8 protein-coding genes are annotated in these 12,945 nt (G+C 68.1%); 7 read left to right on the plus strand and 1 reads right to left on the minus strand.

Going from position 1 to position 12,945, the window contains the following annotated elements:
* The first annotated feature begins 178 nt into the window (after window positions 1–178).
* The 7 genes from LGN19_RS01120 (at window position 179) to LGN19_RS01150 (ending at window position 12,080) form a co-directional block, all read left to right on the plus strand.
* Window positions 179–1,834, plus strand: coding sequence for a GMC family oxidoreductase (locus LGN19_RS01120; RefSeq protein WP_226212895.1), 1,656 nt, complete (start codon window positions 179–181; stop codon window positions 1,832–1,834).
* 126 nt (window positions 1,835–1,960) lie between these two features.
* Window positions 1,961–3,265, plus strand: coding sequence for an MFS transporter (locus LGN19_RS01125; RefSeq protein WP_226212896.1), 1,305 nt, complete (start codon window positions 1,961–1,963; stop codon window positions 3,263–3,265).
* An 886-nt stretch (window positions 3,266–4,151) separates the two neighbouring features.
* Window positions 4,152–5,567 carry an NAD(P)/FAD-dependent oxidoreductase gene (locus LGN19_RS01130; protein WP_175221556.1) on the plus strand — a complete coding sequence of 472 codons (1,416 nt, stop codon included), beginning with the start codon at window positions 4,152–4,154 and terminating at the stop codon, window positions 5,565–5,567.
* A gap of 180 nt (window positions 5,568–5,747) precedes the next feature.
* Window positions 5,748–7,169, plus strand: coding sequence for an amino acid permease (locus LGN19_RS01135; protein ID WP_122949334.1), 1,422 nt, complete (start codon window positions 5,748–5,750; stop codon window positions 7,167–7,169).
* A 224-nt stretch (window positions 7,170–7,393) separates the two neighbouring features.
* Window positions 7,394–10,330, plus strand: coding sequence for a molybdopterin oxidoreductase family protein (locus LGN19_RS01140; protein ID WP_226212897.1), 2,937 nt, complete (start codon window positions 7,394–7,396; stop codon window positions 10,328–10,330).
* 16 nt (window positions 10,331–10,346) lie between these two features.
* Window positions 10,347–11,093, plus strand: coding sequence for a 4Fe-4S dicluster domain-containing protein (locus LGN19_RS01145; RefSeq protein WP_226212898.1), 747 nt, complete (start codon window positions 10,347–10,349; stop codon window positions 11,091–11,093).
* A 39-nt stretch (window positions 11,094–11,132) separates the two neighbouring features.
* Window positions 11,133–12,080: a dimethyl sulfoxide reductase anchor subunit family protein gene (locus LGN19_RS01150; protein WP_226212899.1), complete on the plus strand. Its 948-nt coding sequence runs from the start codon at window positions 11,133–11,135 to the stop codon at window positions 12,078–12,080.
* 32 nt (window positions 12,081–12,112) lie between these two features.
* On the opposite strand, the gene LGN19_RS01155 is transcribed toward LGN19_RS01150, so the two are convergent.
* The gene (locus tag LGN19_RS01155) at window positions 12,113–12,865 is read right to left on the minus strand and encodes an IclR family transcriptional regulator (protein WP_226212900.1); all 753 of its coding nucleotides are present in this window, start codon (window positions 12,863–12,865) and stop codon (window positions 12,113–12,115) included.
* Between the last annotated feature and the right edge of the window lie 80 nt (window positions 12,866–12,945).

Raw genomic sequence — 12,945 nt, forward strand, 5'->3', positions numbered from 1 at the left:
CCGTCGGGATCGGCGTGCGTCCCGGGATGGTGTGTGCGATGGAAATGAAACGAATTGAACGGTTTTTGTACCACATTCGCGGCGTGGACAATAAATCGGCTTGTATGCGTTTCGTGTGCTCAATAAATTTGGACAAAACATACCGAATTTTTCCAATACCCCGGAACGGAGACACGGAATGACACGCAGCTTCGACTATGTCGTGGTCGGCGCGGGATCGGCCGGTTGCGTCCTCGCCAACCGGTTGTCCGACGGCGGACGCCATACGGTGTGCCTGCTGGAAGCCGGCCCCGCCGACAAATACATGTGGATCCACGTGCCGATCGGCTATGGCAAGACGATGTTCCACCCCGTGTACAACTGGGGCTTCCATACCGATCCCGATCCGAACATGCACAACCGCCGCCTGTACTGGCCGCGCGGCCGCACGCTCGGCGGCTGCAGCTCGATCAACGGGCTGATCTACGTGCGCGGGCAGCAGCAGGACTACGACCACTGGGCCGCGCTCGGCAATCGCGGCTGGAGCTGGCGCGAGTGCCTGCCGTATTTCCGCAGGCTCGAACACAACACGCTCGGCGAAGGGCCGACGCGCGGCACCGGCGGCCCGCTGTGGGCGTCCGCGATCCGGCAGCGGCACGAACTCGTCGATGCGTTCGTCGCCGCGTCGAACCGGCTCGGCGTGCGCACGGTCGACGATTTCAACACGGGCGACCAGGAGGGCGTCGGCTATTACCAGCTCACCACGCGCAACGGGCTGCGCTGCTCGACGGCAGTGGCCTACCTGAAGCCTGCGCGCGGACGGCCGAACCTGCATGTCGAAACCGATGCACAGGCGCTGAAGGTGCTGTTCGACGGCACGCAGGCGTCCGGCGTGCGCTACGTGCAGCACGGCAAGGTGCACGAGGTGCGCGCGCTGCGCGAGGTGATCCTCGCGGCCGGCGCGCTGCAGTCGCCGCAACTGCTGCAGGTGTCGGGCGTCGGGCCAGCCGCGCTGCTGGACCGGCACGGGATTCCGGTCGTGGCCGACCGCAAGGGCGTCGGCGAGAACCTGCAGGATCATCTGCAGATTCGTCTGATCTACGAAGTGACGAAGCCGATCACGACCAACGACGAACTGCATTCGTGGGTCGGCCGCGCGAAGATGGGGCTGCAATGGGCGCTGTTCCGCGGCGGCCCGCTCGCGATCGGCATCAACCAGGGCGGCATGTTCTGCCGTGCGCTGCCGGACGAATCGGCGACGCCCGACATCCAGTTCCATTTCTCGACGCTGTCGGCCGATTCGGCGGGCGGCAGCGTGCATCCGTTTCCCGGCTGCACGTATTCGATCTGCCAGCTGCGGCCCGAATCGCGCGGCACCGTGCGCATCCGCACCGACGACGCGCGCGACGCGCCGTCGATTCAGCCGAACTATCTCGACACCGAACGCGACCGCCGCACGACGGTGGCCGGCGTGCGCTTCGCGCGGCGCGTCGCAGCCGCCGAGCCGATGGCGCCGCTGATGAAGCGCGAGGTCCGGCCGGGCGCGGACGCGCAGACGGACGATGAGCTGCTCGAGTTCTGCCGCGAATACGGGCAGACGATCTTCCATCCGTCCGGCACCGCGAAAATGGGCGTCGCGAGCGATCCGCTCGCGGTCGTCGACGAGCGGCTGCGCGTGTACGGCACGCGCGGGCTGCGCGTGGTCGACTGCTCGATCATGCCAACCCTCGTATCGGGCAATACCAACGTACCGATCGTGATGGTCGCCGAGAAGGCATCCGACATGATCCTTGAAGACGCGCGCGCGGCCGATCGCGGCCGCGGCGTTGCATCGGCCGCCGAGGCGCTCGCGTAGGGCCTCGCCACGCATCACCCGCGTGGCCCGTGCTCCTGCGCCCGGACGGCCGCCGCGCGTTCATCGATGCCCCGCCGGTACGGTGCCGGGGCAGGTTGCGGCGCATCCTTACCTGGAGAAGCTCGCATGGCAATCGATTCCCGGGTCGTCCGACGCGTGGCCGCGGCCAGCGTGATCGGCGCGACCGTCGAGTGGTACGACTTTTTTCTGTACGGCGTGGTCGCCGGCATCGTGTTCGACAAGCAGTTCTTTCCGGCCGGCGACGCGTTCGTGTCGACGATGCTCGCGTATGCGACGTTCGCGGTCGGCTTCGTCACGCGGCCGCTCGGCGGCTTGCTGTTCGGCCATCTCGGCGACCGCGTCGGGCGCAAGTCCGCGCTGATCCTGACGATGCTGATCATGGGCGTGTCGACGGCCGGCGTCGCGTTCCTGCCGACCTACGCGCAGATCGGCATGTGGGCGCCGGTGCTGCTGCTGACGCTGCGCGTGCTGCAGGGCATCGGCCTCGGCGGCGAGTGGGGCGGCGCGGTGCTGATGGCGTACGAGTACGCACCGCCGCACCGGCGCGGGCTGTATGCGAGCCTGCCGCAGATCGGCCTCGCGATCGGGCTGTGCCTCGCGGCCGGCGTGGTTGCGGCGTTGTCACGCGCGTTGCCGGACGCCGCGTTCCTCGCTTGGGGTTGGCGCGTCGCATTCGCGGCGTCGCTGCTGCTCGTCGCGGTCGGCTTCTACATCCGCACGCGGGTGGCCGATACGCCCGAATTCGTCGCGCTCAAGCGCCAGCGGCGCGATACGAAGCTGCCGGTCGTCGAACTGCTTGGAAACTATCGGCAGGCGATCCTGCTCGGGATGGGCGCACGCTATATCGACGGCGTGTTCTTCAACGTGTTCGCGGTGTTCTCGATCGGCTACATGACGCGCAACCTGTCGATCTCGCGCGGCGATGCGCTGCTCGGCGTGATGAGCGCGGCGGTCGTGATGTGCGGGTTCATCCCCGTGTTCGGCAGCCTGTCGGACCGGCTCGGCCGCGCGCGCGTGTACCGGTGGGGCGCGACGCTGTGCGGGCTGTCGGTGCTGCCCGCGTTCTGGCTGCTGCAGACGCAATCGTCGAACCTGCTCGCCGTGTGGCTCGCGCTGGTGATCCCGTTCGGGATCTTCTATGCAATGGCGTACGGGCCGGAGGCTGCGCTGTTCGCGGAGCTGTTCGACGCGAACGTGCGTTACACGGGCATCTCGTTCGTCTACCAGGTGTCGGGCATCTTCGCGAGCGGCCTCACGCCGATCGTCGCGACCGCGTTGCTGCGCGTGAACGGCGGGGCGCCGTGGCTCGTCGGGGTTTACGTGATGTTGTCTGCACTCCTGTCGATCGTGTCCGCGCGGGCGATCGAGAAGCGTGGCGGCGTGGCCGGCGTCGCGGTGCGTGCGATGTGACGGCGGGCGCGGCGGATGGGGTGGGGGGGTGGGGCGGCGTGGCGTGAGGCCGTAGCGGCGCCTTGGTCTTCTTGCGGTGTCATGCTTGTGCCGCTGACCGCCGCTGACCGCCGCTGACCGCCGCTCACCGCCGCTCACCGAGGCCGTCTGCCGGTCGCTCGTTGTCGCCCGCCGTTCGGCGTCCCGGCGGTCCGGCGGCATTACACCCGCACTGTTGATCTTCGTTGACCGACGCCGTCTGCTGGCTGCCCGCTGTTGCCCGCCGTTCGGCGTCCCGGCCGTCCGGCGGCATTACACCCGCACCGTTGATCCTCGTTGACCGAGGCCGTCTTCCGGTCGCTCGCTGTTGCCCGCCGTTCGGCGCCCCGGCCGTCCGGCGGCATTACACCCGCACCGTTGATTCTCGTTGACCGACGCCGTCTGCTGGCTGCCCGCTGTCGCCCGCCGTTCGGCGTCCCGGCCGTCCGGCGGCGTTGCACCCGCACCGTTGATCCTCGTTGACCGACGCCGTCTGCCGGCTGCCCGCTGTTGCCAGCCATTCGGCGTCCAGATCGTCCGGCGGCGTCGCACCCGTGCCGCTGATCCCGTTCGACCGTCGCCATCCACCTGTTACCCGCCGCTCGCCGTCCCGCGCGCTGGTCCAAGCGAATCTGGTCCACTGGCCCTACCTGCGAAAAAACGGCCTGCCTACACTTTCCTCGACAGATCGCTGCATTGAAGCATCTGCACACGATCGACACGAAGAGAACGATCAGGAGACAGGCATGACCAACAGGCAGTCGGCAGCATTCGCCCGCGCGGCGAGCGCGCGCCCCGCATCAGTCCATCGAATCGCCTCGTGCGCCCGTTGCGGCGCGGCAGGCAAGCCTGCGTCGGAGGGCTGACCATGTCGACCCCTTCCATCGAACGCACCGCGAGCGGCTTCGCCGGCGGCCGGTCGAACGATACGCGATACGACCCGACCTACGATCCGCTCGTGTCGCCGGGGCCCGGGTGCGGCAAGCAGTACGCGCCGACCTACTGGGTCGCGACGGCCGGCACCCCGCCGCCCGACGACGGCCCCGTCACGCGCGATCTCGATGTCGACGTCGCGATCATCGGCGCCGGCTACACAGGCCTCGCGACCGCGCTGTGCCTCGCACGGGACCACGGTATCAAGGCTGTCGTGCTCGAAGCCAACCGCACGAGCTGGGGCTGCAGCAGCCGCAACGGCGGGCAGGGGCAGAACGCATCGGGCCGGCTGTCGCGCTCGCAGTGGATCGAGCGCTGGGGCAAGGACGTCGCGCTGAAGATGCACGACGAGATCCTCGAAGGCTTCGACAACTTCAAGTCGCTCGTGTCGGAAATCGACTGCGATCCGCAGCCGGGCGGCCATTTCCTGATCGCGCATCGTCCGCGCATCATGGCGAAGCTCGCGGCCGAGGCGAAGGTGTGGAAGGACGTGTTCGGCTATCCGTCGGAGCTGCTGAGCGCGGAAACCTTCCGCCGCGAATTCATCAACGACCACGAGGCGGCCGGCGCGCTGCACGAGCCGGAAGGCATCGGCATCCATGCGCTGAAGCTCGCGTTCGGCTACCTGCGCCTCGCGCGCGACGCCGGCGCGAAGGTGCATACGAGCAGCCCCGTGCTCGGCTTCGAGACGATCGACGGCGTGCATCACCTGCGCACACCGGGCGGCGTCGTGCGGGCCCGCGCGGTCGGCATCGCGACCGGCGCGTACACCGCGCAGACGCTGCATCCGTCGCTGCGCAGCAAGGTGATGCCGATCCTGTCGAACTCGATGGTCACGCGCCCGCTCACCGACGCGGAGATCGACGCGTGCAATTTCCGCACAACGCAGGTGCTGACCGATACGCGTACGCTGCGCTTCTACTACCGGTTCCTGCCCGATCGCCGCTTGCAGATCGGCAGCCGCAGCGCGATCACCGGTGACGATGCACCGAACCCGCGTCACTTCGAATTGCTGAAGGAAGGGATGGCGCGCAAGTTTCCCGCGCTGCGCGGCGTGCAGATCGATTACTCATGGTGGGGCTGGGTCGACGTCAGCCACGACATGATGCCGCGCGTGTGCCAGCCCGATCCGCGGCAGTCGGTGTACTACGCGCTCGGCTACGGCGGCAACGGCGTGTCGTACTCGCAGCAGGCCGGCCGCCGGCTGGCCGAGCAGATCGCGGGGAAGGGCGCACGCCAGACGCTGCCGATCTTCACGTCGCCGCTGCCTGGCCACCCGTTCGCGCCATTCCGGCGCATCGGGCAGCGGATGCTCTACCTGTCGTACTTCAGGAACGACGAAAAGCCCTGAACGCAGTGCATATCGCCTGGCGTGGCGCAACCCGCACCGGGCTGTCCAACACAATAAAAGCAACAGAAATCCGTGCGGCCGGGGCTGCAGGCGCCCCTGCACGCGCCGTCGCCGGCGGCGCCCGCGCTCACCCGAAGGTGACGCGCGGACGGCGTCCGGACAACTGGATATGGAGAAGACATGCAACCCTCGAATCAGAGTGACCTGAAGTGTGGACTCAAGCAGCGCCACATGACGATGATCGCGCTTGGCGGCGTGATCGGTGCCGGGCTGTTCGTCGGCAGCGGTGTGGTGATTCAGCAGACCGGGCCGGCCGCGATCCTGTCGTTCCTGATCACGGGCGGGCTCGTCGTGCTCGTGATGCGGATGCTCGGCGAGATGGCGTGCGCGATGCCGGCCGTCGGTTCGTTCTACGAATACGCGCGGCTTGCGTTCGGCAACTGGCGTGGCCCCGGCAAGATGGCGGGCTTCCTGACCGGCTGGATGTACTGGTATTTCTGGGTGATCGTCGTCGCGCTCGAAGCGGTGGCGGGCGCCAAGCTGATCCAGTTCTGGCTGCCCGATACGCCGGCGTGGATCATCAGCCTGGCGTTGCTGATCGTGCTGACGCTCACGAACCTGATCTCGGTCGGCAGCTACGGCGAGTTCGAGTTCTGGTTCTCGTCGATCAAGGTCGGCGCGATCATCGTGTTCCTGTTCCTCGGCGGCCTCTACGTGCTCGGCCTGTGGCCCGCGTCGATGCACACGACGTCCGTGCTGCCGACGCTGCTCGGCCACGGCGGCTTCATGCCGCTCGGCATCGGGCCGGTGATGAGCGGGGCGGTCGCGGCGACCGGTTTCTACTTCGGTGCCGAAATCGTCACGATCGCGGCTGCCGAAGCCAAGGAACCGGCGAAAGCGGTTGCGAAGGCCACCAACTCGGTGATCACGCGTGTGCTGGTGTTCTACGTCGGCTCGGTCGCGCTCGTCGTCGCGCTGGTGCCGTGGAATTCGCATCAGATGGCCACGCCGTATGTGAGCGCGCTCGAAGTGATGGGCCTGCCGGCCGCCGCCAACGTGATGAACGCGATCGTGCTGACGGCCGTGCTGTCCGCGCTCAACTCGGGGCTCTATGCGGCATCGCGGATGCTGTTCGCGCTGACCCGCCACGGCGATGCGCCGGCCGCGCTCGCGAAGGTCAACAAGCGCGGCGTGCCGGTGCGCGCGATCCTGCTCGGCACGGTGTTCGGCTACGTGTCGGTGGTGATGTCGTACGTGTCGCCCGATACCGTGTTCGCGTTCCTCGTCAACTCGTACGGCACCGTCGCGCTGTTCGTGTACGTGCTGATCGCGTTCTCGCAACTGCGCCTGCGCAAGCGTCTCGACCCGGTGGCCGCCAGCAAGCTGCGCGTCAAGATGTGGGCGTATCCGTACCTCACCTGGGTCGCGATCATCGGCATGGTCGGCATCCTCGTCGCGATGGCGTTCATCCCGGACCAGCGCAAGCCGTTGTGGCTCGGCGTCGCCAGCCTGGGCGTGCTGGTCGTCGCCTACGGGCTGACGCGCCGCAGCCGCCGCGAGCATCTCGACGACAGCGAACTGCTCGCCTATCCGCCGCGGTAATGCCCGGTCACGCATGACGCCAAAGGCCCGGCCCGCACGCCGGGCCTTTGCGCATCCGGCTATCCGCCCGATCCGATGGATGGCCGGGGCAACTATCGGGGCGACCGATAGCACCGATCAGAGGATGCGACTTTATGTCGGCCGCGTGCCGGCATAGCATGGATGAACCGATTCACGGGCGCGCCCCGGCGGGGTGCGCCCTCATCCGCGAACGAGGACAGACGATGGAACATCGGGCACGCGAGCGCGACGAGCAGGCCGAGATCAAGACGACGACGTGCTACATGTGCGCGTGCCGCTGCGGCATCCGCGTGCACCTGCGCGACGGCGAGGTGCGCTATATCGACGGCAATCCCGAGCATCCGCTGAACCAGGGCGTCATCTGCGCGAAAGGTTCGTCGGGAATCATGAAGCAGTATTCGCCCGCTCGGCTCACGCAGCCGCTGATGCGCAAGCCGGGTGCCGAGCGCGGCGACGCGCAGTTCGAGCCGGTGTCGTGGGAGGTTGCGTTCGACGTGCTCGAAAAGCGTCTCGCGCACCTGCGCGCCACCGACCCGAAGCGCTTCGCGCTGTTCACGGGCCGCGACCAGATGCAGGCGCTCACCGGCCTGTTCGCGAAACAGTTCGGTACGCCGAACTATGCGGCGCATGGCGGGTTCTGCTCGGCGAACATGGCGGCCGGGATGATCTACACGATCGGCGGCTCGTTCTGGGAATTCGGCGGCCCCGATCTCGACCACGCGAAGCTGTTCTTCATGATCGGCACCGCGGAAGACCACCATTCGAATCCGCTGAAGATCGCGCTCGGCAAGTTCAAGCGCGCGGGCGGCCGCTTCATCGCGATCAATCCGGTGCGCACCGGCTACGCGGCGATCGCCGACGAATGGATTCCGATTCGCCCCGGCACCGATGGCGCGCTGTTCATGGCGCTGATGCACGAGCTGATCGCGCGCGATGCGTTCGACCTCGAATTCGTGTCGCGCTTCACGAACGCGGCCGAGCTGGTCGACCAGCGCGACGGCGCCGACACGTTCGGGCTGTTCGTGCGCGACGCCGGCGCGCCGGAGGTCAACGCGCTGTATCCGCAGAACCGGATGTGGTGGGACACGAAGACGAACCGCGCGGTGCTGCATCACACGAAAGGCGCGGAGCCGGCGCTCGATGGCCGCTATACGCTCGACGACGGCACGCCCGTCGCGCCGTCGTTCACACTGCTGCGCGAACAGGTGGCCGAGTGCACGCCCGAATGGGCGGCCGACATTACCGGCATCGCGGCCGACACGATCCGCCGCCTGGCCCGCGAGATGGAGACGGTTGCGCGTGAGCACGCGATTGAGCTGCCGGTGCACTGGACCGATTCGTGGGGCAAGGCGCACGCATCGGTGAAGGGCGTGCCGATCGCGTTCCATGCGATGCGCGGGCTCGCCGCGCATTCGAACGGCTTCCAGACGATCCGCGCGCTCGCGGTGCTGATGTCGCTGCTCGGCACGATCGACCGGCCGGGCGGCTTCCGGCACAAGGCGCCGTATCCGCGCGCGGTGCCGCCGTCGGCGAAACCGCCGAACGACCCGGCGCAGATCAAGCCGAACACGCCGCTCGCCACCGGCCCGCTCGGCTGGCCCGCCGGCCCCGAGGACCTGTTCGTCCACCCGGACGGCACGCCCGCGCGGCTCGACAAGGCATTCTCGTGGGAATACCCGCTCGCGGTGCACGGGCTGATGCATTCGGTGATCACCAATGCGTGGCGCGGCGATCCCTATCCGATCGATACGCTGCTGATCTTCATGGCCAACATGGCGTGGAATTCGTCGATGAACACGACGGAAGTGCGCAAGATGCTGGTCGACAAGCGCGATGACGGCGAGTACCGGATCCCGTTCCTCGTCGTCTGCGATGCGTTTGCATCGGAGATGACGGCGTTCGCCGACCTGATCCTGCCCGACACGACCTACCTCGAACGGCACGACGTGATGTCGGTGCTCGACCGGCCGATCTCCGAATTCGACGGGCCGGTCGACTCGGTGCGTGTGCCGGTCGTGCCGCCGACCGGCGAATGCAAGCCGTTCCAGGAAGTGCTGATCGAGCTTGCGAGCCGGCTGAAGTTTCCGGCCTTCACGACGGCGGACGGGCAGCGCAAGTACCGCGACTATCCGGATTTCGTCATCAATTTCCAGACCGCGCCCGATTCGGGCACCGGCTTCCTGATCGGCTGGCGCGGCAAGGACGGTGACAAGGCCGTCGTCGGCGAGCCGAACCCCGACCAGTGGAAGCGCTACGCGGAGAACAACTGCGTATACCACCACCGGCTGCCTGAGCCGCTGCAATACATGCGCAACTGCAATGGGCCATACATGCAATGGGCGGTCGACAACGGGATGCGCAAGTTCGGCGTGCCGATCGTGATCCAGCTTTATTCGGACGTGATGCAGAAATTCCGGCTCGCCGCGCAGGGCCGCACGTCGGGCCGCCAGCCGCCCGACCATCTGCGCGAGCGCATCGCACGCTATTTCGATCCGCTGCCGTTCTGGCATCGCTCGCTCGAAAGCGGGCTGACCGATGCGGGCCGCTATCCGCTCGCGGCGATCACGCAGCGGCCGATGGCGATGTACCACTCGTGGGATTCGCAGAACGCGTGGCTGCGGCAGATCCACGGCGAGAACCACCTGTTCGTGAACCCTGTGACGGCCGCCGCGCAGCAGATCGACGACGGCGCGTGGATCTACGTCGAATCGCCGTGGGGCAAGGTGCGTTGCCGCGCACGCTACAGCGAGGCCGTCGAGCCCGGCACCGTGTGGACCTGGAACGCGATCGGCAAGGCGGCCGGTGCGTGGAACCTCGGGCCGCAAGCGGGCGAGTCGCAGCGCGGCTTCCTGTTGAACCACGTGATTACCGACGAGCTGCCGGATGCGGCACGCGGTGGTGCGCGGATGTCGAACTCAGATCCGATCACGGGGCAGGCCGGCTGGTACGACGTGCAGGTGCGGATCTATCCGGCCGAAGCCGATGCGGCGACGACCTTGCCGCAGTTCGCGCCGATGCCCGCGCTGCCGGGCACGCCGCGCGTGCTGCAGCGCGTGCAGGCGTATTTCGCGGGAACCGGCGCATTCGCCGCGCGGCTGCGGCGCGCGACGTCGGCCGGCCCTCAGTCTGACGACCGCTGATCGAAGGAGCGCAACCATGACCCAGATGGCCCTCGTCATCGACCTGAACGTATGCGTGGGCTGCCATGCCTGCGTGACTAGCTGCAAGGAATGGAACACGTCGGGTGAAGCCGGCAGTCTCGCCGACCTGCGCCCGTACGACGACGATCCGTCCGGCACGTTCTTCAACCGCGTGCAGACGTACGAAGCGGGCGTGTTCCCGATGACCGACACGATCCACTTCCCGAAATCGTGCCTGCACTGCGAGGATCCGCCGTGCGTGCCCGTCTGTCCGACCGGCGCGAGCTACAAGCGCAAGTCGGACGGGATCGTGCTGGTCGACTACGACAAGTGCATCGGCTGCAAGTACTGCGCATGGGCGTGCCCGTACGGCGCACGCGAGCTCGATGAAGGCCGCAAGGAGATGACGAAGTGCACGCTGTGCGCCGACCGCATCGACAACCAGGCGCTGCCCGAGCGCGACCGGAAACCGGCGTGCGTGCTTGCGTGCCCGACGTCGGCGCGGCTGTTCGGCGACGTGCACGACCCGGAGTCGGAGGTGTCGCGCGCAATCCGCGAACGCGGCGGCTATCAGCTGATGCCCGAATGGGACACGCGCCCGTCGAACCATTACCTGCCGCGCATAAAGACCGAGTCATCGTGTGGTTGCGGGAGCAGCGGCGGATGCGGCAGCACGTCGGGCGGCGTCGATGAAGACGAGTCGTTCGAAGCCCGCGCGTCGCGCGGCGACATCGATCTCGTGTCGCTTGCGACGCAGCGCTGAGCGCGCAGCCCTTCACTCATACGAAAAAACGGAGTTCCCATGCGCCCAGCCTTTTCGGTCGTTTTCCTCACCACGCTGTGCGGCGCCGCACAGGGCCTGCTGCTGACGCTCGTGATCGTCGAAGCGCTCACGCGGCTGGCCGGCATCGACGTGGCCGCCGCGTTCTACGTGACGGGCGCCGCGCTGTCGGTCGCGCTCGGCGTGCTCGGCCTGTTCGCGTCGTTTTTCCATCTCGGCCACCCCGAACGCGCATGGCGCGCGATCGCGATGTGGCGCACGTCGTGGCTGTCGCGTGAGTGCATCGCACTGCCGGTGTTTCTCGCGTGCGCGTTCGCGTATGGCGCGGCACACCGGTTCGGCTGGCCCGGCACGTTGCTGATCGGCGCGGCGGGCGCGCTCGCGAGCGTTGCGCTGTTCGTGTGCACCGCAATGATCTACGCGTGCCTGCGGTTCCTGCAGGAATGGGCGAGCCCGCTGACGCTCGTGAACTTCATGCTGCTCGGCTGCGCGTCGGGCTGCACGCTGGCGACGGCTTGCGCCGCGTGGCTCGCGCCGGCGCTGGTCGGCCGGCTCGCCGTGGCCGCGTGCGTGCTGACGCTCGCGGGTTGCGTGGCGCGGCTTGCGTCGCTCGCACGCAATGCGCGGCTGCGGCCGAAGTCGACCGTGCAGAGCGCGACCGGGATCCGCAACGAGAAGGTCGAGCAGAAGTCGCGCGGCTTCACGGCCAGCGCGTTCAATACGCGGGAGTTCTTTCACGGGCAGGGCAACGGCACGCTGCGCGCGGTGAAGGCCGGCTTCCTGATCGGCGCATTCGCGGTGCCGTTCGTGCTGACCGGCGCGGGCGCGCTCGCGCCGACGTCGGTCGCGGCGGCCGTCGCGCTCGGCGCGGCATTCGTGATCCAGTATGCAGGGCTGGTCGCGGAACGCTGGTTCTTCTTCGCGGATGCGCGGCATCCGCAGAACATCTACTACCAGCGCGCATCGTGACGTTGCGTGGGCGCCGCCACGCCGTGCGGGAACTAGAACGTCGCCGCCAGCGCGCGCGCCGCTTCCTGCAAACGCGGCACGTGGTCGAGCAGCCGCGACAGCGGGGCGCGCGACACGGGCGCATGCACGGCGACCGCGGCGATACACGTGCCGTCGTCGCCGACGATCGGTGCCGCGATGCACACGATGCCCGCGACGAATTCCTCGTTGTCGATCGCGACGCCCTTGTGTGCGGTGCGGTCGAGTTCGGCTTCGAGCAGTTCGGGATCCGAGATCGTGTTCGGCGTGTAGCGCGGCAGTGCCAGCGCGCGCACCAGCGCGGCGCGTTCGTCGCGCGGCAGCAGCGCGAGCAGCAGCTTGCCGCTGGCGCTGCAGTGCGCGGGCACGCGCGAGCCAGGTTTCAGGTCGAGCCGCAGCGGCCAGTCGGCCTCGACGCGGTCGAGATAGACGACTGCCGTGTCGTGCAGTGCGGTGAGGTTGCAGGTTTCGCCGAGATCGGCGACGAGCCGTTCGAGGATCGCGTGGCGCAGCCGGCGCGCGCCCGCATGCAGCATCACGCCGGTGCCGAGCCGCGCGAGGCGCGGGCCGATCGCGTATGCGTTCTTGCGGCCCGGCTCGCGGATCACGAGGCCGCCGGCTTCGAGCGACGCGAGCATCCGGTGGAGCGACGCCTTCGGGATATCGACTTCGCGGGCGAGATCGGCGAGCGACACGGCATCGCCGGCCTGGACGAGATGTTCGAGCAGCGCGAAGGCGCGCAGCGTGGGCGTATCCGCGGGCAGCATGGCAGGCGTTCCGGAAACTGGACTGCGGCCATTGTACCGAACGGCCTGGAGAGCCGGCCGCACGGGGCGGGGGGCCATGC

The organism is Burkholderia sp. AU30198 (genome assembly GCF_020419825.1).
Taxonomy (GTDB): domain Bacteria; phylum Pseudomonadota; class Gammaproteobacteria; order Burkholderiales; family Burkholderiaceae; genus Burkholderia.

What these genes read in the sequence shown, in the direction of transcription:
- LGN19_RS01140 (WP_226212897.1), top strand. Translation starts at nt 7,394, where the DNA reads ATGGAACATCGGGCACGCGAGCGCGACGAGCAGGCCGAGATCAAGACG.
- LGN19_RS01155 (WP_226212900.1), bottom strand. Translation starts at nt 12,865, where the DNA reads ATGCTGCCCGCGGATACGCCCACGCTGCGCGCCTTCGCGCTGCTCGAA.
- LGN19_RS01120 (WP_226212895.1), top strand. Translation starts at nt 179, where the DNA reads ATGACACGCAGCTTCGACTATGTCGTGGTCGGCGCGGGATCGGCCGGT.
- LGN19_RS01125 (WP_226212896.1), top strand. Translation starts at nt 1,961, where the DNA reads ATGGCAATCGATTCCCGGGTCGTCCGACGCGTGGCCGCGGCCAGCGTG.
- LGN19_RS01145 (WP_226212898.1), top strand. Translation starts at nt 10,347, where the DNA reads ATGACCCAGATGGCCCTCGTCATCGACCTGAACGTATGCGTGGGCTGC.
- LGN19_RS01150 (WP_226212899.1), top strand. Translation starts at nt 11,133, where the DNA reads ATGCGCCCAGCCTTTTCGGTCGTTTTCCTCACCACGCTGTGCGGCGCC.
- LGN19_RS01135 (WP_122949334.1), top strand. Translation starts at nt 5,748, where the DNA reads ATGCAACCCTCGAATCAGAGTGACCTGAAGTGTGGACTCAAGCAGCGC.
- LGN19_RS01130 (WP_175221556.1), top strand. Translation starts at nt 4,152, where the DNA reads ATGTCGACCCCTTCCATCGAACGCACCGCGAGCGGCTTCGCCGGCGGC.